20 protein-coding genes and 2 tRNA genes are annotated in these 19,385 nt (G+C 70.1%); 13 read left to right on the top strand and 9 right to left on the bottom strand.

The window, feature by feature from the left end:
• Positions 1–11: 11 nt before the first annotated feature.
• From WBN91_RS14535 to WBN91_RS14510, 6 genes are all read left to right on the top strand, one after another.
• Complete coding sequence (locus tag WBN91_RS14535) at positions 12–782, top strand: hypothetical protein (RefSeq protein WP_337723550.1); 771 nt, start codon at positions 12–14, stop codon at positions 780–782.
• A complete protein-coding gene (locus WBN91_RS14530) occupies positions 775–1,578 on the top strand; it encodes an Fpg/Nei family DNA glycosylase (RefSeq protein ID WP_337723551.1) in 804 nt (267 codons plus the stop codon). Before WBN91_RS14535 ends, WBN91_RS14530 begins: the two co-directional genes overlap by 8 nt.
• Positions 1,579–1,639: 61 nt before the next feature.
• Positions 1,640–2,134, top strand: a complete 495-nt coding sequence (locus WBN91_RS14525) for a YbaB/EbfC family nucleoid-associated protein (protein ID WP_337723552.1) — start codon at positions 1,640–1,642, stop codon at positions 2,132–2,134.
• A 9-nt stretch (positions 2,135–2,143) separates the two neighbouring features.
• Complete coding sequence (locus WBN91_RS14520; protein WP_337723553.1) at positions 2,144–2,446, top strand: type VII secretion target; 303 nt, start codon at positions 2,144–2,146, stop codon at positions 2,444–2,446.
• A complete protein-coding gene (locus WBN91_RS14515; RefSeq protein WP_337723554.1) occupies positions 2,446–4,095 on the top strand; it encodes a WXG100 family type VII secretion target in 1,650 nt (549 codons plus the stop codon). The genes WBN91_RS14520 and WBN91_RS14515 overlap by 1 nt, the downstream gene beginning before the upstream one ends.
• Positions 4,070–4,708 carry a pentapeptide repeat-containing protein gene (locus WBN91_RS14510; protein WP_337723555.1) on the top strand — a complete coding sequence of 213 codons (639 nt, stop codon included), beginning with the start codon at positions 4,070–4,072 and terminating at the stop codon, positions 4,706–4,708. The genes WBN91_RS14515 and WBN91_RS14510 overlap by 26 nt, the downstream gene beginning before the upstream one ends.
• Before the next feature lie 46 nt (positions 4,709–4,754).
• Here the strand turns inward: WBN91_RS14510 and WBN91_RS14505 are convergent, their stop codons facing one another.
• Both WBN91_RS14505 and WBN91_RS14500 read right to left on the bottom strand, forming a co-directional pair.
• The gene (locus WBN91_RS14505; RefSeq protein ID WP_337723556.1) at positions 4,755–5,501 is read right to left on the bottom strand and encodes a hypothetical protein; all 747 of its coding nucleotides are present in this window, start codon (positions 5,499–5,501) and stop codon (positions 4,755–4,757) included.
• Positions 5,502–5,575: 74 nt separating this feature from the next.
• On the bottom strand, positions 5,576–6,781 hold the full coding sequence (locus tag WBN91_RS14500) for a GNAT family N-acetyltransferase (RefSeq protein ID WP_337723557.1): 1,206 nt from the start codon (positions 6,779–6,781) through the stop codon (positions 5,576–5,578).
• An 88-nt stretch (positions 6,782–6,869) separates the two neighbouring features.
• On the opposite strand from WBN91_RS14500, the gene WBN91_RS14495 reads away from it, so the two are divergent.
• Positions 6,870–7,589 carry a maleylpyruvate isomerase family mycothiol-dependent enzyme gene (locus tag WBN91_RS14495; protein ID WP_337723558.1) on the top strand — a complete coding sequence of 240 codons (720 nt, stop codon included), beginning with the start codon at positions 6,870–6,872 and terminating at the stop codon, positions 7,587–7,589.
• Positions 7,590–7,825: 236 nt separating this feature from the next.
• Here WBN91_RS14495 and WBN91_RS14490 read toward each other — a convergent pair whose 3' ends face one another.
• From WBN91_RS14490 to WBN91_RS14485, 3 genes are all read right to left on the bottom strand, one after another.
• Complete coding sequence (locus WBN91_RS14490) at positions 7,826–8,161, bottom strand: VOC family protein (protein ID WP_337723559.1); 336 nt, start codon at positions 8,159–8,161, stop codon at positions 7,826–7,828.
• A gap of 2 nt (positions 8,162–8,163) precedes the next feature.
• Entirely contained in the window at positions 8,164–8,439 is a 276-nt protein-coding gene (locus WBN91_RS39170) for a PLDc N-terminal domain-containing protein (protein ID WP_443217727.1), read from the bottom strand.
• A gap of 325 nt (positions 8,440–8,764) precedes the next feature.
• Positions 8,765–8,835, bottom strand: a tRNA-Gly gene (locus tag WBN91_RS14485).
• A gap of 61 nt (positions 8,836–8,896) precedes the next feature.
• Here WBN91_RS14485 and WBN91_RS14480 point away from each other — a divergent pair.
• Positions 8,897–8,970: transfer RNA gene (locus WBN91_RS14480), tRNA-Pro, on the top strand.
• Positions 8,971–9,085: 115 nt separating this feature from the next.
• Here the strand turns inward: WBN91_RS14480 and WBN91_RS14475 are convergent.
• Positions 9,086–9,991 (bottom strand): LysR family transcriptional regulator, encoded by a 906-nt coding sequence (locus WBN91_RS14475; protein WP_121222306.1) that lies wholly within the window; start codon positions 9,989–9,991, stop codon positions 9,086–9,088.
• Between the two features lie 1,255 nt (positions 9,992–11,246).
• Between WBN91_RS14475 and tig the strand changes: the two genes are divergently transcribed.
• The 5 genes from tig to WBN91_RS14450 all read left to right on the top strand — a co-directional run bounded on the left by tig (position 11,247) and on the right by WBN91_RS14450 (position 16,091).
• A complete protein-coding gene (tig, locus tag WBN91_RS14470) occupies positions 11,247–12,620 on the top strand; it encodes a trigger factor (protein ID WP_337723560.1) in 1,374 nt (457 codons plus the stop codon).
• Positions 12,621–12,752: 132 nt separating this feature from the next.
• On the top strand, positions 12,753–13,361 hold the full coding sequence (locus tag WBN91_RS14465) for an ATP-dependent Clp protease proteolytic subunit (protein ID WP_337723561.1): 609 nt from the start codon (positions 12,753–12,755) through the stop codon (positions 13,359–13,361).
• Positions 13,362–13,392: 31 nt separating this feature from the next.
• Positions 13,393–14,019 carry an ATP-dependent Clp protease proteolytic subunit gene (locus WBN91_RS14460; RefSeq protein ID WP_121222304.1) on the top strand — a complete coding sequence of 209 codons (627 nt, stop codon included), beginning with the start codon at positions 13,393–13,395 and terminating at the stop codon, positions 14,017–14,019.
• 207 nt (positions 14,020–14,226) lie between these two features.
• Positions 14,227–15,507, top strand: a complete 1,281-nt coding sequence (clpX, locus tag WBN91_RS14455) for an ATP-dependent Clp protease ATP-binding subunit ClpX (protein ID WP_121222303.1) — start codon at positions 14,227–14,229, stop codon at positions 15,505–15,507.
• Positions 15,504–16,091, top strand: coding sequence for an RBBP9/YdeN family alpha/beta hydrolase (locus tag WBN91_RS14450; RefSeq protein WP_337723562.1), 588 nt, complete (start codon positions 15,504–15,506; stop codon positions 16,089–16,091). The genes clpX and WBN91_RS14450 overlap by 4 nt, the downstream gene beginning before the upstream one ends.
• A gap of 356 nt (positions 16,092–16,447) precedes the next feature.
• Here the strand turns inward: WBN91_RS14450 and WBN91_RS14445 are convergent, their stop codons facing one another.
• The 3 genes from WBN91_RS14445 to fdhD are packed head-to-tail and all read right to left on the bottom strand — an operon-like array spanning position 16,448 to position 19,354.
• Positions 16,448–17,308 carry an alpha/beta hydrolase gene (locus WBN91_RS14445; protein ID WP_337723563.1) on the bottom strand — a complete coding sequence of 287 codons (861 nt, stop codon included), beginning with the start codon at positions 17,306–17,308 and terminating at the stop codon, positions 16,448–16,450.
• A gap of 58 nt (positions 17,309–17,366) precedes the next feature.
• Positions 17,367–18,533, bottom strand: a complete 1,167-nt coding sequence (locus WBN91_RS14440) for a CaiB/BaiF CoA transferase family protein (protein ID WP_337723564.1) — start codon at positions 18,531–18,533, stop codon at positions 17,367–17,369.
• Positions 18,530–19,354, bottom strand: coding sequence for a formate dehydrogenase accessory sulfurtransferase FdhD (gene fdhD / locus WBN91_RS14435; RefSeq protein ID WP_337723565.1), 825 nt, complete (start codon positions 19,352–19,354; stop codon positions 18,530–18,532). Before fdhD ends, WBN91_RS14440 begins: the two co-directional genes overlap by 4 nt.
• Positions 19,355–19,385 lie beyond the last annotated feature (31 nt).

Here is a 19,385-nt window from a genome sequence, read left to right as displayed (position 1 = left end):
CCGACGACCCGATGATCCGCGACCTGCTCTTCACCGATCTCGACGGCGCCCGGTTACCGGACCCCGAGACGGTCATCCACGCGGCGGCCGACGAGCCCCGGTACCTCGAACGGGTGCCGGGGCTGCGGTCCGTGCTGGTGGACGACGACGCTTCCCGCTACCACCGCTACCTGGCCCTGCTGGCGCTCACGGCGTGGGGCCACGCGCCGGTGTACCCGGTCGTGGCGGCGACGGTGTCGCAGGGGCGCGGGTCGCCGTGGCACGGGATGCTCGTCGACGCCGCCGGCCGCGACCTCACCTTCCCGGCCCTGGCCGGCGCGGTCGCGGACGGGGCGCGGTTCGCGCCGGACGCCGAGCCCGACCGCCGGCGCGTCCTGCGGGCCATGATCGACCAGGCGGACCAGCTCTACTTCGGCTGGCAGCTCGCGCACGCGGTGGACGACGAGTCCTTCGCGCCCGACCTCGCGGCGGTGATCGAGCGTGGACTGGGACAGCCCGCCTGGACCACTCCCACCGCCGCGCCCAAGCCGGTCTGCACCGTCGTGCCTTCGCCGTCCGCCGTCCCGGTGGCGCTGAGGCGCATGCGCACCTTCCCGAAGCCGAAGCCCGTGCGGTTCGGCGCCCCAGGCTTCCACCTGGCCCTCCAGCTCGCGGACCTCTGCGCGGTCCTGGCCAAGCACGACCGCGCGCGGGCGGTGCCCCTGGCTTCGGACATCCTGCGCCGCGACTCCAGCACGGTCGTGCGCACCCACCTGTGCTCGGTGGTGCCGTTCCGTGCCTGAAGGCCACACCCTCCACCGCCTCGCCCGCCTGCACCAGCGCCGCTACGCCGGTCGCGCCGTCGAGGTCACCAGCCCGCAGGGCAGGTTCGGTGCGTCCACTGTGGACGGTCAGGTGCTGCGGAAGGCCGAGGCGCACGGCAAGCACCTGTTCCACGTCTACGGCCCGGACGCGACCGTGCACGTCCACCTGGGCCTGTACGGGACGTTCACGGAGTTCGAGCACCCCGTGGTCGACCCGGTGGGCCAGGTCAGGATGCGCCTGGTCGGCGAGACCCACTGGACCGACCTGCGCGGCCCGACCCGCTGCGAGGTGCTGACCGACGCCGAGGTGAAGGCGTTGCGCGCCCGCCTCGGCCCCGACCCGCTGCGCCGTGACGCCGACCCGGATCGGGCGTTCGCGAAGATCTCCAAGTCTCGACAGCCCATCGGCGTGCTCCTGATGGACCAAGCGGTTCTGGCGGGCGTCGGCAACGTCTACCGGGCGGAAGTCCTGTTCCGCCACGGCGTTCACCCGTTGACGCCGGGCCAACGCATCGACCGCGCGCTCTGGGATCTCCTGTGGGCGGACTTGGCCGTGTTGATGCGTGCCGGTGTGAAGGTCGGCCGGATCGACACCGTTCGGCCTGAGCACCTGCCGGAGGTGACGGGGCGCGCGCCGCGGCAGGATCGGCATGGCGGCGAGGTCTACGTTTATCGGCGTGCCGGGCTGCCGTGCCTGGTCTGCGGCACGCCGGTGGCGATGGCTGATCTGGTGGGACGCAATCTGTTCTGGTGCCCGGGGTGCCAAGCGCCCTAGCCTGCGGGGCTAACGCATCCCGAGCCCGGAACGATCACCGGTGCAGGAGAGGGGGCACGTGGTGACCGAACCCGTGTTCGGCGGCGACGAGGTCCGCACCGAGCAGGAGATCGCCCGGTGGGTGGCCGGTGTCGCGGCCAAGGCGGAGAAGTACCAGCAGGTCAGCAACCAGGTGGCCGAGGTCGCCGTGCACGAGGTGTCGCGGGACGGGCTCGTGCGGTTGTCCGTGGGGGCGTCCGGCGCGTTGCAGCACCTGGAGATCTCCGACAAGGCGCGTGAGGTGTCCGGTGCGACGCTCGCCGCCTCGATCATGGCGACCATCCGCCGCGCGCAGGCGAGGATCGCGGGCGCGGTGTCCGAGATCGTCACCCAAGTGGGCGTGGACGACCCGGGAACCGCCGAGGCGCTCGTCTCGTCGTACCGGCAGCGTTTCCCCGAGCCGGCGCCCGACACCCCGCCCTGGGCGGAACAGGTGCGGCCGTCGGCGCCTCCGCCGCCCGTGCGGCGGCCCGTCCAGGACGACGAGGACTGGGATGGTCCCGCCGTCACCGAGTAGGGGGTGTGCGTGAGCGGCTACCAGGTCGTCGCCGACGAGTTACGAGGCCACGCCGACCGGTTGCGCGGCGTGGAGGACCAGCTGAACCAGGCGGTGGACGCCGCGCGCCAGGTCAGCCTGTCCGGATCGGCCTACGGCAAGACGTGTTCGATGCTGCCGCCGATGATGGTGTTCATCGCCAACGCCGGCGTGGCGTCGCTGACCGAGGTGGCCGGGTCGGTCGCCGAGACCATCGCCGGCGTCCGGCGCACCGCCGCCGACTACGACGCCGTCGAGCAGGGCAACACCCGTCCGTTCGCGGGCGGCGCCTGATGAACAACCCGCTGGTCGCGCCGCGCGAGGACTCCACGAAGTCCTACACCGGCATCGGGATCGTCGAGTCGTCCGTCGACCTCTACAACGGCGTCCAGAACGGCTCGTGGGTCGAAGCCGGGCTGGGTCTGGCCGGCACCGGCCTGGAGGCCCTGTCCTTCGTCCTGGACCCGTTCGGCTCGCTCGTCGCCTCGGCGGTGTCGTGGCTGATCGAGCACATCGGGCCGTTGCGCCAGGCCCTGAACTGGTTGGCCGGCGACAGCGACCAGATCGCGGCCTACGCCAAGACGTGGCAGAACGTGTCGCAGGCGGTGAACCGGGCGGGCGGCGACCTGACCGCCGAGACCACCCGCGGCACGGCCGGCTGGACCGGTCCCGCCGCCGACGCCTACCGCGTGTCAGTGACCAACCAGGCCCAGCACATCACCGCCGCCGCCAACTGCGCCGGGATCATCAGCTCGGTCGTGGAGGTCAGCGGCGTCCTGGTCGGCACCGTGCGCGGCCTGGTGCGCGACCTGATCGCCGAGTGCGTGGCCACGCTGGTCGCCCGCATCCCGCAGTGGCTGGCCGAGGAGGCCGTGACGCTGGGCTTCGCGACGCCGCACGTGGTGGCGGCGGCGACGGCGATCATCGCCAAGTGGGTCGCGAAGATCGGCGACAAGATCGCCCTGCTGCTGCGGTCGATCGCCAAGCTGCGCCCGCTGCTGTCGCGCCTGGACGAGCTGTGGGACCTGATCAAGCGCGGCCTCAAGGCGCTGCGCAAGGCCCCGGACGCGCCCGGCGGGCCGCACGCGCCGGACCCGGTGAAGAAGCCCGGCAACACCGACGTGAAGCCCAAGGGCACCACCGACGCACCCACCGGCGGCAACACCAACACCTCCGGCGCACCCGTCTCCCAGCCCCCGCAGACCGGCGGCACCACGAACACCTCCGGCGTCGACGCCCCGCCGAAGACCCAGGGCGGCGACCTCCCGCCCAAGCCCACCGACCCGCCACCCGGCTCCGGCGGCAACCCGCCCGGCAACCCGCCCGGCAACGGCAGCGGCGGCGGCTCGGGCAAACCACCCGGTGAGAACAACCCGCCGACCCCGACCCCCGGCGGCGACCCGCACCCGGCTCTGCCGCGCCGGCCCACGGACCTGTCCCAGCCCCACCCGGAGCTGACCCCGGCCGAGAAGGCCGCGCTGGACAAGCACCTGAAGGAGCTGGAGGCGAAGAACCAGGAGCGCTTCGCCGACGTCTCCCGCGACCCGGACCACAACGGCAAGGTCCGCCCCGGCTCCAAGGACGAGGCCCGGGTCATGCTCGACCTGGAGGAACGCGGCCACGGCCCGTTCGACCGGCCCAAGGACGCCAACGGCAACCTGATCTCCGGCAAGGGCGACTTCGTGGACGCCAACGGCCAGAGGTGGGACATGAAGGGCGCCCACTCCGACTGGCCGCCCGACGTGCCGGAGAAGGTCCGCAACAGCGGCCCCTTCAAGGACGCCTACACCGAGCAGTGGTTCCGCGACACCGTCCAGAAGCAGTTCAACGACGGGCGTAACGTCATCATGGACACGCGCAACGCCAGTGCCGCAGACATCGAGAACATGAAGTCCGTCGTCGCGAAGGAGGGTTGGGGTGGCCGAATCATCTGGTACCCGTGACCCGTGGCAGCCGCCGCGGTGGCCCGCGTCCGCCGAGGCGGTGGAGGCGTTCCGGGAGTGGTTGGCCGACCCGTCACAGCCCCTCTACGCCCTGGAACTCGACCTGCGCGGCGCGGACCTCTCCGGTGGCCCGTTCGTGGAGTCCTGGTTCAGCCGCGCGAACATGGCCGACACCGTGCTGCGCGGGATTGAGCTGTGGGCGGCGCACTGCGAGGGCACCCGGTTCATCCGCGCCGACCTGACCGAGGCCGACCTGGTGCGCGCTCTCGTGCCGGGCGCGAGCTTCGTCCGGGCCAAGCTGGTGGCCGCCAACCTGACCAAGGCCGACGCGAGGGACGCCCGGTTCACCGAGGCCGACCTGAGCGGCGCCAACCTGACCGACGCGACCTTCATCCGGGCCGACTTCAGCCGGGCGAACCTGTCGGGCGCGGTGGTGGAGTCGACGTCGTTCCAGGACGCGGTGCTGGTGGACGCCACGGTGGTCGGGATGCGCGGGACCGTGCACGGTCCCGCGGAGGTCGTGCCGGGGCTGAAGCTCGTCGGGGCCGAGTTGGAGCAGTGGTTCGGCGCCCGCGGTGCCGCTGTGTCGGTGCTGCGCACCCAGTCCGTGTGAAGACGCGTTGCGCGTGCTCTTCCGGGCACGCGCAACGCGCTCCGGGCTAGAAGCCGCCGAAGTCCATGCCGCCGCCCATGTCGCCGCCGAAGTCACCACCGGCGAAGTCACCACCACCGGCGTCGCCGCCGCCGTCGGCCGCCATCCCGTCGGCGTAGCCGTCCGAGTAGGCGTCGGCCATCGCCACACCGGCCATCCCGGTGAACATGGCGTCGAACAGCAGGAACGTGCCCACGCCCCACACGCCCGCCACCAGAGCGGGCTTCCACCACGGCTCGCTGTACCAGCCCTGCGGCACGGGACGCCCGGCCACCATGCCGCCGGGGTAGTAGTGCGGGGTGTGGGAGCCGGGGCGCGGGGAGGCCGCGTAGTTGTGGCCCTGCACGGTGACCTCGCGCTCCTCCGAGACCTTGCCGGCGCGGCCCTGGCCGTTCAGGTCCGGCAGCTCGGGGCCGGGGTCCATGCCCATCGCGGTGCGGGCCGCGCGGACGTAGTACAGGCCTTCCATCGCGGTCTGGGTGACCAGCTTGCACTGCTCCAGCGTCCGGGCCTGCTCCATCTGCGAGCCGGCGGCGGTGAAGCGTTCGGAGGCGTCGGCCAGGGCCTGGGTGGAGGCGACGTCGGTGCCGGTCAGGCTCATCACCTGGCCACCGAGGCGCTCCACCCAGCGGCGCGCCTCGGCCTGGGCGTCTTCCAGGGCGCGTTGACGGGCCGCGGCACGGGTCTTCGCGAGGTACCACCCGCCGCCCACGACCAGGACGATCAGCACGAGCACCACGATGGTGGCGTTCACCAGGGCCTCCCGGGACAGCGACGGGCGTTGTGCCCGGTTCAACGATTTCCGGGTGGCTCCGGGTTCCCGTGGGGTCAGAAGACCTCGGGGCAGTGGGGTTCGCGGTCGCCGAGGAAGGCGTGTGAGAGGGCGTTCAGGGCGCCCGGCGTGAGTTCACGCACCCGCTGCGCGCGGGCGAGCGTGGCCAGGCGGGTGCCGCCCATGAAGGCCGCGCCGAGGGCTTGGACGTCGAGTTCGACGTCCGGGTCGTCGTCCACGCGGCGGACCGACGCCTCGCCGTCCTTCACCGTCAGCCGCCAGCGACCCGCGTTCCACGGGCAGAAGCTGTCCCGCACGTCCAGCACGGTGTCCACGTCGGAGAGGTAGCGCCGCAGCGGCAGTGCCCGGTCGACGTCCACCACCCGCACCCACAGCGAGTCCGCCCGCGATCGGAGCGCCAGCCGCTGGTCGGCCAGCAGGTGCAGGACCGGGTCGTCGGAGGCGGTGAAGAACTTCAGCTCGCCGACCATGTCCAGGTCGAGCAGGTACCGGTACAGGGCGGCGTAGGCCTCGTCGGTTTCCGCGGCGATCTCGCGGATGTGCAGCTCGTTGCGCGGGCCTTGCTCCTGCCAGTCGTTCTTGACCCGGTAGACGGCGTAGCCGTGCGGGTGCAGGACGTACCGGTAGGCGGTGAGGCCGCCGCGGTCGTGCTCCTCGTCGGCGAGGTGGTGGTCCCACATCGCGTCGACACGGCTCAGCCAGCCCGTGCGCGACGGGCGGACTCGGTCGTAGAGCGCCTTGATCAGCGGGATCGCCTCGGCGGCCGGTGCTTCGCGGATCCGCGTGTCGCCGGTCGTCACGCCGGGCCGGAACGCCGCTCGGGCGGGTACGGACAGCCGGTTGAACTCGGCGGCCGGGCCGTAGCCGAAGCGGTCGTAGATGCCCGCTTCGGACGCCCACAGCGCCGCGATCGCCTCGCCGCCGTCGTGCAGGCTCGTGAGCTGGGCGGTCATCAGGCTGGTGAGCAGTCCGCGCCGGCGGTGCCCCGGCTTCACCGCCACCCCCGTCACAGCCGCGACCGGCTGCGGTCCACCGCCCGGCACCGTGATGTCCCGGGTCTGGACACCCGCGCCGGCGAGCAGCTCACCGTCCTCGAAGACGCCGTGGTGCCGGTCGTGCTCGAAGACGTCCCGCCACCGCTCCAGGCGGCTCTCGGTGCTGTCGAACAGGAAGGCCTGGTTGAAGAGGTGCTGGTAGGTGGCCAGCTCGTCGTAGCGGAGCGTGCGGAGGGTCGGCGCCATGACCGTTCTTCATACGCCGCGGGGCCGGTTCGCGCGAACGGGTTTTCAGGGGTCGCGCCGGGCGGCCGGCCTCGGACATGCTGCACGGGTGGACCCACACGCACTGGGCGGCGCCCTCCGAACCGAGGCAGCCGCGCTAGCGGTGGCCGCAGACCTCGTGCCGCCGGACCGACCCGTGCCGGGCTGTCCCGGGATGACCGTGGACGACTTGATCCGGCACGTGGGTTCCGTGCACCGCCTGGTCGCGAGGTGGGTGACGCGAGGCAGCAGACCACGCGAGTGGCCCCAGGACCCGAACGGCGCCGACCCCGTCGACTGGTACCGCATCGGGGCGGCATCCCTCATCGCCGTACTGGACCCCGCACGCGCCACCGAACCTGCGGCAACGTGGTGCCCGTGGGACAGGACGCTCGGGTTCTGGTTGCGCCGTATGGCACACGAGACGGCCGTGCACCGGGTGGACGCCCAGTCCGCCGCCGGCCTAGCCGCGCCTCTGGATCACGCCTTGGCCGTCGATGGCATCGAGGAAGTCCTGCGCTTGTGGCTGGGCTGCCACTTACCCCCAGCGGCCCACTGCGACGGCCGCGCCGTCACCCTCCGCGTGCCGGGCAGGGAGTGGACGGTGGCGCTGCATGAGGAGGTAGTGGACTTCTGCGCTTCGGCCGACCCGGCGGCAGTGGTGTCCGGTTCGGCGTCGGCGGTGGACTTGTGGCTGTGGGGCCGGGTCCCGGAGTCGGCCTTGTCGGTAGAGGGCGACGTGTCCGTAGTCCGAGCCCTACGCACCGCCGTAGCCGCCGCGACCGTCTAGCCCCGCTGTTCTGGCGATGTCGTCCGCAAGACACCCAATCCACGGTCAGCGCGGGAGGGCAGGGCGCACACTGTGCCGATGACGCGCACGAAGCTGCGACTGCTGGTGAGATGCCTGGTGACCTTCGGCATCGGCTTCCTCATGGTGGTACTGGCCATCCGCTTCGGCGAGGCCCTATGGCGCGCAGTAACTTCCTAACCAGCCACTCCCAAGACCTTCACTCAGTTGGATCGTCCCTACGCCACGAAACAAAACTCATTCCCTTCAGGGTCGGCCAACACCTGAAAACTCCCCTGCTCATCGGTCACGATCCCCCCGACCGCCCGAGCCCCCAGCCCCACAGCCTTCTCCGCCGCAGCACCGATGTCGTCCACCCGGATGTCAAGATGTAGCCGGTTCTTGCCGCTCTTCCCCTCCGGCACAGGCTGAAACGAAACCCGAGGCCACCCAGGCGGCTCAACATGAGCCCACCCCCGACCCCGCTCAACCACGACCCCACCCAACAACCCAGCCCAGAACCGCACCAGGCGTGCGGGCTCCCGACAGTCGACCACGATCTGATCAAGCCTCATGCTCACATCATGGTCGAAGCAGGCGGCCCCACAGCACTCTTGACCAACTGAGCGTCCCTACCCACCACAAACCACCCAATGCTTCCCAGCAACGGGAACCCAATGATCACCAAGATCCACAAAAACTTCCCCCCACCCGTCAACCGCGGATGCCGCAACACAGACACAACAGCAGCCACCCACAACACGAACAAGGCCACCGCAAGCCCGGCAAGGAACAACAACACCCCAACCCCAAGGGCATCATCAGCAGCCTCTTGCCCCAAAAAAGTCACCATGCCCCCACGCTACGACCCCCCAGCCATCCCGCCCGCCAAGCCACCCACCCGAGTGAAGCCCCACCCTGGAAGGCACAGGCAACAACCTGGAGGCGGAGGCCGGAGCGACGCAGCGAGACCTGCCGGGACACAGCCCCATCCACGCGTCCATGATCTCCCTCCCGGGCGCGGGAGAAGCGCGGCCGGGGTCGAGGCGAAGGTCAAGGCGGAGAAGGGCAGCGGCTGAGCCGGCCAAGGGCACGCGAGGGGCACGGAAGATCAAGAAGAGGGGAAGGTCGTCCGAGCCGGACGGGTCGCGAGGCAGCTGCCTGCGGGGGAGACAGAGAGCGGGTGACGGGAATCGAACCCGCATGACCAGCTTGGAAGGCTGGGGCTCTACCATTGAGCTACACCCGCATCGCGGCCACGGGGGTGGGCGCGGGGACAGCTTAGCCTGTCGCGATAGGGTGGTGGGGACCGGGGCGTGGCGCAGTTTGGTAGCGCACCCGCTTTGGGAGCGGGGGGTCGCAGGTTCAAATCCTGTCGCCCCGACGGTTGCCCTGGCCGACCTTCGTGGTTGGTCAGGGCTTTTCCTGTTCCAGTGCCGTTCTTGAGCACACCCGCGCCTGGGCGCTCAAGAACGGCCGTTCCCCAGTGGTCGTGCGGGTCAGGCGGGTTGGGCCACCTGTTCACTCACCACCTGCGCCGCCGCGGACACCAGAGCGGTCACCGACGGGTTGGTGGAGTTGTCCTGCCGCCACGCGAACTGCGTGTACACCCGGAACGGGGGCACCCACGGCAGGCGGCACAGCCGCCCGTCCGCCAGTTCGGCCGCCACGGTCACCTCGGGCATCAAACTGATCCCCAGTCCCGAGGCCACCGCGCGCTTCGCGGCGTCGATCGAATCCAGAGCCAGCACCGGCGAGCGGGACTCGGCGTCCTGCAAACCCAGTGCCTGCTCGAACTGCTCGTAGTAGCTCGCGCCGTTCTCCGCCCGGATGAGCGTGCTGCCGCGCAGCTCGTCCTCGGTGATCACCGAGCGCCGGGTCAGGGCGTGGGTCGGGCCCGCGACCATCACCAGCGGCTCCGGGCACAGCACGGTCGTCTCCAAGCCCTCGCGGGCCTCGACCGGGCCGATGAAGAACGCGCAGTCCAGCCGTCCCTCGCGGACCGACGCCAGGTTGGTGGCGGTGTTCCGCGAGTGCAGGGAGATCTGGACGCTCGGGTACCTCCAGCACATGTACTCGATCAGAGGTAACAGTCGGTAGTCGGTCAGACTCTGTGCGCTGCCGATGACCAGCTTGCCGTGCGGCTCGCCGTTCATCGTGATCGCTTTCCGCGCCTTGTCGGTCAAGGTGATGATGTTGCGCGCGAAAGGCAGCAGCTCGACTCCCGCGGAGGTCATCTGTATGCCTCGCGGTAGTCTCCGGAACAGCGGCACCCCAAGGGTCTCTTCGAGTGCCTTGATCCGAGTGGTGATGGTGGGTTGCGAGCAATTCAGCGTGGCGGCTGCCTTGGTGAAACTGCCCGTTTGAACCACAGTTGTGAACGCCAAAAGCTGACGCGTCTCCATGGAGCTCCCCAACGGTGCGTGAAAGTGATCCACGGCCGGACGGAGGGACGACCCGACCGCGGGTTCGGTGCATGGCGGCAGTTGATCCACTACTCGATGATCAACATCGCTGCTCTGCCGTGAGGGGCGGTACCCGATGGACTCGTGTGGTTGCCAGAACCTGTCGGAAGCCGACGCGATGGTGTGCACAGCCGACGCCCGGGTCAGGTCCTGGGGCACTGTTCGGCAGCGGCGGAATGGCTCTCATCGGGTCATCGGCACCTTGTCTGGTAGGTGGTTAAGAAGCTCGATGACATTGTCTCGCTCGTTCCTCGGTCCCGGTTGCCGGTGGCGTCCGCTGCTGGCCCCCCAGAACGTCCGGCAACGTGAATTATTTCGTGGTCCAGCGATGCGGGTCCGGGCGTCACGCTACCTGAAACCCACACTAATGGACTACGGCGAGTGGAGTCATCTCGACAAGTGAAACTTTTCCGTCGAGCGCTACTCCGAACGGCCCCAATTCACCCCTTGTGGCGAACCCCCTCCCCGTGCTCGTCGCGGAACGTTAGTCGCTGTTACGACATCCGTGTTACACCATCGTCTCCCGACTTCGCTGGGTGATGGGGCGTTTCGCTGAGTCAACGACCGGCGGAGCCACTCCAATGGCCTAGTACTGATGACGGGTGTTCGTCCGTTCGTGCGTATGGATGCGGCCGGAGCGGGGCACGGGCAACCCCGCTCGATGCGGTCAGGCCCGCACGGACGTGTCCGCAACGGTGCGGAGTTCGCGTGCCGGGGCACCGCCGGACGGGTCGTCGGGTGCATACCCGCCTCACGGTCGGGTGAATGCATTCCGGGTGTCCGAAAATGGAAAACCCGGTAACCACCCGCAAATCGTATTGGGCCGAATGCCAGAACGCGCTGCGCCGTCCGTCGGGGCCGGCCGGGAAAATGGCCCGAGCGGCCCTGTGAACGGCCGGTGGAGGGCCGGTGGACGGCAGGTGGTGACCGGGGCCGGGGCACTCTTCGACCGAGGCCGGTCGCGGAGCGTGACGAGCGCGGATCGCGGAGCGTGAGGTGCGCAACTCGCGGAGCGTGAGGGTGTGAACGGTGCCGGGCACGGCCGGGGCGCTCGCGTGCGCGCGCGTCGTGCGACGACATCCGGGGTCGGCCACCCGGGTCGCGGCGCACCGCATAGACTCGGGTCTCCACTCCGGCCCCCGCGCGGGCGTCGCCGGGGTGTTCCGCACGTCCTGCCCGTTACGAGGAGACCACGTTGAAGAGCACCGTCGAGCACCTGAGCCCGACGCGGGTCCGGATCAACGTCGAGGTGCCGTTCGACGAGCTCAAGTCGGACTTCGACCGCGCCTACCGCAAGCTGGCCAAGCAGGTCCGCATCCCCGGCTTCCGCCCCGGCAAGGCTCCCGCCCGCGTGCTGGAGAGCCGCATCGGCCGCGCGCCCGTCCTGGACGAGGTCGTGCAGGAGGCCATCCCCGCGAAGTACCTGGAGGCCGTCAGCTCCGGCGAGCTGCGCACGCTGGGCCGCCCCGACTTCGAGGTGACGAAGATCGAGGACGGCGAGTCGCTCGCGTTCACCGCCGAGGTCGACGTCCGCCCCGAGATCACCGTGCCCGCCTTCGGCGAGCTGTCGGTGACCGTGGACGAGCAGGAGGTCACCGACGAGGACGTGGCGACCCAGCTCGACGAGCTGCGCGCCCGCTTCGGCACCCTCGCCGGCGTCCAGCGCCCGGCCCAGACCGGCGACTTCGTGTCCGTCGACCTGGCCGCCACCGTGGACGGCGAGGAGGTCGAGGAGGCCAAGACCACCGGCCTGTCCTACGAGATCGGCTCCGGCCAGCTCGTCGAGGGCATCGACGACGCCCTGGTGGGCGCCTCCGAGGGCGAGTCCAAGACCTTCACCACGACCCTGGTGGCCGGTGAGCACGCCGGCCGCGAGGCCGAGGTCACCGTGGTGCTCAACTCCGTCAAGGAGCGGCAGCTGCCCGAGCTGGACGACGAGTTCGCCCAGCTGGCCAGCGAGTTCGACACCCTGGACGAGCTCAAGGAGGACCTGAAGGTCCGCCTGGGCCGCGTCAAGAAGATGCAGCAGGGCGTCCAGGCCCGGGACAAGGTCCTGGAGGCGCTGCTGGCGGCCGTCGAGGTCCCGCTGCCCGAGGCCGTCGTCCAGGGCGAGGTCGAGGCCCGCGAGCACGACGCCGTCCACGCGTTCGACCACGACGAGGCGCGCTTCGCCGAGTGGCTGTCCGAGCAGGGGCAGACCAAGGAGGAGTTCGACGCCGAGGTGCGCACCGCCGCCGAGCAGGCGGTCAAGACGCAGCTCGTGCTCGACGCCATCGCCGACGCCGAGGAGCTGGGCGTGTCCGACGCCGAGCTGACCGAGCGGATCATCTACCAGTCCCAGCGCTTCGGCATCAGCCCGGACGAGTACGTCAAGCGCGCCCAGCAGTCGGGCCAGCTCGGCGCCATCTTCGCCGACGTGCGCCGCGGCAAGGCGCTGGCGTCGGTGGTGCGCCAGGCGACCGTGACCGACAGCTCCGGCAACGCCCTGGACCTGGACGAGCTTTTCGGCGAGCCCAAGGCGGCCGAAGCGCAGTCCACTGAGGAATCCGCGGCTGCGCCGAACGCCTGATCGGGCGGTTGCGAAATCACCCTGGAGTGAAGCCCTGAGCGAACGCGGGCGGTGTCGGGAAGGCGACGCCGCCCGCCTTCGTTAAGGTCGTTGTCACGAGACTCTTTTCGGCAAAAAGTTAGGCAGGCAGACGTGACGCAGCACTTCTTCCCGACGCCCGAGATGCGGTCGGCCACGGGGATGAACCTCAACGACTCGGTCTACGAGCGCCTGCTCCGCGAGCGGATCATCGTGCTGGGGTCGCAGGTCGAAGAGGGCATCGCCAACCAGATCACGGCACAGCTGCTCCTCCTCGCGGCCGAGGACCCCGAGAAGGACATCACGCTCTACATCAACTCGCCCGGCGGGTCGGTGACCGCGGGCATGGCGATCTTCGACACCATGCAGCTCATCGAGCCCGACGTGGCGACCTACGCGATGGGCCTCGCGGCGTCGATGGGCCAGTTCCTGCTCTCCGCGGGCACCCCCGGCAAGCGCCACGCGCTCCCGCACGCCCGGATCCTCATGCACCAGCCCTCGGCGGGCGTCGGCGGCACGGCGGCCGACATCGCCATCCAGGCGGACATGCTCACCCGCACCAAGCGGGAGATGGCCGAGCTGATCGCCGAGCACACCGGTCAGCCGGTGGAGCGGATCATCGCGGACTCCGACCGCGACCGCTGGTTCACCGCCCAGGAGGCCCTGGAGTACGGCTTCGTGGACAAGGTGATCACCCGCGCCAGCCAGGCGAACACCAACTGACCCGGCGAGCACACCGACCAGGAGTAACCAAGTGAGCCAGTTCCACGCGCCGCAGTCCCGGTACGTGCTCCCGTCGTTCGTCGAGCGCACCAGCTACGGCATCAAGGAGTCCAACCCCTACAACAAGCTGTTCGAGGAGCGCATCATCTTCCTCGGCGTGCAGGTGGACGACGCGTCGGCCAACGACGTGATGGCCCAGCTGCTGGTGCTGGAGTCCGAGGACCCGGACCGCGACATCCTGATGTACATCAACTCGCCGGGTGGCTCGTTCACCTCGCTGATGGCCATCTACGACACCATGCAGTTCGTCCGCCCGGACATCCAGACCTACTGCCTGGGCCAGGCCGCCTCGGCCGCCGCCGTGCTGCTCGCGGCGGGCACGCCGGGCAAGCGCCACGCGCTGCCGAACTCGCGGATCCTGATCCACCAGCCGGCCACCGAGGGCGTCTACGGCCAGGTGTCGGACCTGGAGATCCAGTCCAACGAGATCCAGCGCGTCCGCCGCCTGCTGGAGACCACGCTGGCCAAGCACACCAGCCGGACGCCCGAACAGGTGCGCACGGACATCGAACGCGACAAGATCCTCACCGCCGAAGAGGCCAAGGACTACGGCATCGTGGACAGCGTCCTGCCGTACCGGAAGCTCTCCGCGAAGTGAGTCCCGGCGTGTCGCCCGACACGCCGAACCGACCAGGGATCCTGGGTGGTTCGGTGTGTCGGGGGCACGCTGGTCCTCCCGCACAGGCGGGTGGGCCAGGTACCGTCGAGGGGAAGAGGTTGACCCCGCAGCCGGCGGGCGTAAGCCGAACAGCAGTCAGGCGCACCTCACCAGGTCGTGCGCCGGAGGGGACAGAGGTCAGCGGTCATGGCGCGTATCGGTGACGGCGGCGACCTGCTGAAGTGCTCTTTTTGCGGAAAGAGCCAGAAGCAGGTGAAAAAACTCATCGCCGGCCCCGGTGTCTACATCTGCGATGAGTGCATCGACCTCTGCAACGAGATCATCGAGGAAGAGCTGGCCGAAGCCGGCGACGTGAAGCTCGACGAGCTGCCGAAGCCCGCCGAGATCCACGAGTTCCTCGACCAGTACGTGATTGGCCAGGACGAGGCCAAGCGGACGCTCTCGGTGGCGGTCTACAACCACTACAAGCGCATCCAGGCGGGTGACCGCGGGCGTGAGGGTCGCGACGACGGCGTGGAACTGGCCAAGTCGAACATCCTCATGCTCGGTCCCACCGGGTGCGGCAAGACCTACCTGGCCCAGACGCTGGCCAAGATGCTCAACGTCCCGTTCGCCATCGCGGACGCCACGGCACTGACCGAGGCGGGCTACGTGGGCGAGGACGTCGAGAACATCCTGCTCAAGCTCATCCAGGCGGCGGACTACGACGTCAAGCGGGCCGAGACCGGGATCATCTACATCGACGAGGTCGACAAGATCGCCCGGAAGAGTGAAAACCCGTCGATCACCCGGGACGTCTCGGGCGAGGGCGTGCAGCAGGCGCTGCTGAAGATCCTGGAGGGCACCACGGCCTCCGTGCCGCCGCAGGGCGGCCGGAAGCACCCCCACCAGGAGTTCATCCAGATCGACACCACGAACGTGCTGTTCATCGTGGCGGGCGCGTTCGCGGGCCTGGAGAAGATCATCCAGGACCGGATCGGCAAGCGCGGCCTGGGCTTCGGCGCCGAGGTGCGCACGAAGGCCGAGGTCGACGCGGCGGACTACTTCGCCGAGTCGATGCCCGAGGACCTGATCAAGTTCGGCCTGATCCCCGAGTTCATCGGGCGCCTGCCGATGGTGGCCAGCGTCACGAACCTGGACAAGGCCTCGCTGGTCCGCATCCTCACCGAGCCGAAGAACGCCCTGGTCAAGCAGTACCAGAAGCTGTTCGAGATGGACGGCGTGGAGCTGGAGTTCACGCGGACCGCGATGGAGGCCGTGGCCGACCAGGCGATCCTGCGCGGCACCGGCGCCCGTGGCCTGCGGGCGATCATGGAGGAAGTCCTGCTGCCGGTGATGTACGACATCCCGAGCCGTTCGGACGTCGCCAAGGTCGTCATCACCGAGCAGACGGTGAAGGAGAACGTGAACCCGACCATCGTGGCTCGGCAGCCGTCCCGCCGGGAACGCCGCGAGAAGTCGGCGTGAGCCTCCCGTACACGCTCATCCTGCACGGCCTGGGCGGTTCCGGGCCGACGCACTGGCAGAACTGGCTGGCGGGCGAACTGGCCCACCACGGTGGCCAGGTGGACGTGCCCCAGTTCACCCTCCCGGATGAACCGCGCTTGGACGTGTGGCTCGCAGAGCTGCGCGAACACCTCGCCGCGGCCCCCCGGGAGGGTGAACGGGTGGTCCTCGCGCACTCCCTGGCGTGCCTCCTGTGGCTGCACCACGCCGCAGGGGAGTTCGACCCGGCCTTGCGCGTGGATCGAGCCCTGCTGGTGGCCCCGGTGCACGTGGGCTTCACGGACGAGCCCGCCATCACCGAGTTCCTGCACCCACCCCTGGACCCGACGCTGACACGCAGGGCCGCCGCCTCGACCCGCTTGGTACTGGGCGAGGGCGACCCTTACTGCACGTTGGCGCAGGGCAAGGAGTTGGCGGAGGCACTGCGCCTGGACCTCGACGTCGTCGTGGGCGGCGCACACCTGAACGTGGCAGCCGGCTACGGCCCTTGGCCCGCAGTCCTGAAGTGGGTCCGCAGCGACCGCACTCCGCTCACCCCTCGCTGACACCCTTCCCGCCCCCGCCCCGCCTCCACGCCGAACGGCACCGCCCCGCCGCCCGCCGCGCGGCCCTCCGCGCCGCAGGGCGCAGGCTTTTCGCGCCGCAGGCGCTCCGCGTGGCTGCCAGCCACAGGAAGGGCCTCGGTTTCTCCCCCGTACGGCCTGGGCGCAGCCCAACCACGCTTTGGTCCTCTTTGCAACCACGCTTTACCGGTTGCGAAGAGGGCCAAAGGGTGGTTGCCTCCGGCAGGCCGTACGGGGGAGAAACCGACGCCCTTCCACCCCCGGGGGCCTGCCGCGCGGCGAGCGCCGCTTTTGATCTTGAGAGCGCGCCAGCGCGTCCCAAGAGCGCGAAGCGCAAGCTAAGGCAAGCGCCGGCCCAAGAAGCGGATCACGTCGGGGACCACCTTGCGGTAGGTGGAATCGTCGTGGGCGCCACCGGGCACGATGGTGGCCACGGCGGGCTTGGTGGCCGCGATAAACCGCCGCGTGCCCTCGATGAACCAGTCCTTGTCGCCGACCCACACCCCAACCGGCACATCCCCATGCGCCCGCAGGTTCCGCAGTGGGTCCAGAGAAGCCCACTGGGCCTCGTCAGCGAACGCGTTGCGCGTGCGCATCTCGTCCCAAGAAGTCATCAGCGCTGGAGCCAGAGTCGCAACCGCCTTGAGCGGCTCTCGACGCTCATGCCGCCGTCTGGCGTACAGCAGCGCCCCGAACCCACCCATCGACGTCCCCGTGGCCGCGAACACCGGCCCGAAGCCGCGCTCCGACAGCCACTGCGGGATCTCCTCCAGCAGCATCGCCAGCGGGTCGTCGCCGGGCACGTTCTCGTGCCAGTAGTTGTCCCCGCCGTCCACCGCGACGAACCCGAACGGCGACACCGAACCCCGTGACACGGCGGCCACCAGCGCCTCCGGCAGCCCACCCACGGCGGCGTACCCGGCGCTGCCATACCTGCCGTGCAGCAGGATCGACATGGGAAGACCCCGAGTGCCCACGCCCGGCGGGACCAGTGTGAGCAACTCCACCTCGCGGCCCCGGTAGCGGGACCACACGCGTTCCGCCTTCACGACCGCTCGCTTGGGTGCCGGGACAGGACCGGCGACGCCGAGCGCGTGCCGCAGTGACTCGCCGAACGGTGCCCGGTCGTCCAGTGCGAGTCCCGCTGCGGCGAGGCCCGCCACCCCCAAGGCGCCGAGCACCGTGCGTCTGCTGACCATGTCCCCCTCCGGCGAACTCCCCCTGAGCCCATCGCCGCCGCCGTTCCAGGCGTTTCGCCTACACGGCCCCGCTGTGACGCAGGTCCGAGATCCGTTCGTCCGAGTAGCCGAGCGTGCGCAGCACGTGGTCGGTGTGCTCGCCCAGCGCGGGCACGGCGCCGGGTGCGGCCGTCCACGCCGACGAGTCCACGGACGGCCTCAACATCCCGACCTCACCGCCCGGCACGGCCACTCGGACCCCTCGGTCGCGGGCGACGAGCTGCGGGTGGTCGGGCAGTTCGGCGACGCTCCGGGTGCGCGCGGCAGGTACGTCGGCCGCGTCCAGCGCCTTGAGCAGTTCGGCAGCGGACCAACCCGAGAAGTCCAGTTCGGCGTGCAAAGAGCTGCGGTGCTCGACGCGGGAGGTGACCGTGGTGAAGCGCGGGTCGTCGGCCAGTTCCGGCCGGCCCAGCACCGCGCACAGCCGCCGCCACTGCGGGTCGTTCTGCACGGCCAGGTGCACTGCGCCGTCCCGGCAAGCGAACGGACCGTAGGGGGCGATGCTGGGGTGGTGCGCGCCCGTGCGCGGCGCCGCCCGGCCGGTTCCGACCGCGTACAGCATCGGCTGGTGCATCCACTCGGCCATCGCCTCGAACAGCGACAACCGCAGCGTGGCTCCCTCACCGGTGCGGGCGCGGTGCAGCAGGGCCGCGAGCACGGCCGACTGGAGTTGCACGCCGGCGGCGATGTCGGCCACCGAGATGCCGGCGCGGGCCGTGACGTCACCCTCGCCGGTCAGCTCCACCAGACCCGCCTCGGACTGCACAAGTGCGTCGTACGCCTTGCGCTCGGCGTACGGACCGGCGTCGCCATAGCCGGACAGCTCGCCCACGACCAGGGTCGGGTGCTGCGCGCGCAGCGTGTCGGCGTCCACACCAATGCGACGCGCCGCGCCCGGCGACAGGTTGCACAGCACGACATCCGCGCTGGTCACGAGCTTGTCCAACACCTCGCGCCCGTCGGGGTGCTTGAGGTCGAGCGTCAGCGACTCCTTGCCCGCGTTCGTCCAGGCGAAGTACGACGAGACGTCCCCGCAGGCGTGGTCGTAGTGCCGGGCGAAGTCACCGCCGTCGGGCCGCTCCACCTTGACCACCCGGGCACCCAGGTCGGCCAGCAACCTGGTCGCGTAGGGCACGGCAACGGCTTGTTCGAGGCTGACGACCAGCACTCCGTCCAACGGTCTCAAGCGGTGATCCGTCCTTCGTGCGCGTAGACGTTCAACGAATCACCCCGGACGAAGCCCGCCAGCGTCACCCCTTGCTCCTCAGCCAGCTCGACAGCCAACGAGGAAGGCGCGGACACCGCCGCCAGCACCGGGATCCCGGCCATAGCCGCCTTCTGGACCAGCTCGAACGACGCCCGCCCGGACACCATCAGCACCACCCCGGCCAACGGCACCCGGTTGTTCAGGACCGCCCAGCCCAGCACCTTGTCCACGGCGTTGTGCCGCCCGACGTCCTCTCGCACCACCAGCGCCTCACCCGATCCGGTGAACAGCCCGGCCGCGTGCAACCCGCCGGTCGACGAGAACACCTTCTGCCGGGACCGCAACGCGTCCGGCAGGCCGGTGAGCACGTCCACGTCCACCCGCACGTCGTCCTGGGCGGGGGAGAAGCGGGTCTTGAGCTTCACCGCGTCCAGCGCCGCCTTGCCGCACACTCCGCACGACGACGTCGTGTAGAAGTTGCGCTCCACACCCGTGTCCGGCGGCGGCACGTGGTCGGCCAGCGTCACGTCCAGCACGTTGTAGGTGTTGAGCCCGTCCGGTCCGGTGCCCTCGCAGAACCGGGCCACCGAGACGTCGGCCATACCCCCGATCACGCCCTCGCTGAGCAGGAACCCGTGCGCCAACTCCACGTCGTGGCCGGGTGTGCGCATGGTCACGGTCAACGCCGTGCCCCCGACGCGCAGCTCCAACGGCTCCTCGGCGGCCAGTGCGTCCACCCGCGTCCGGTGCGTTCGTCGCGAATACGTGACCACTGGGCGACGGACCGTGACTCGCCCCATCGTGGAACTCCTTCCCGACGCTAAGTTTCGG

Origin of the sequence: Saccharothrix sp. CCNWYY140, from assembly GCF_037401995.1 — a bacterium.
Lineage (GTDB): Bacteria > Actinomycetota > Actinomycetes > Mycobacteriales > Pseudonocardiaceae > Actinosynnema.
Note: the sequence above shows the minus strand (reverse complement) of the source record. Positions and strands in the feature narration are given on the sequence as shown.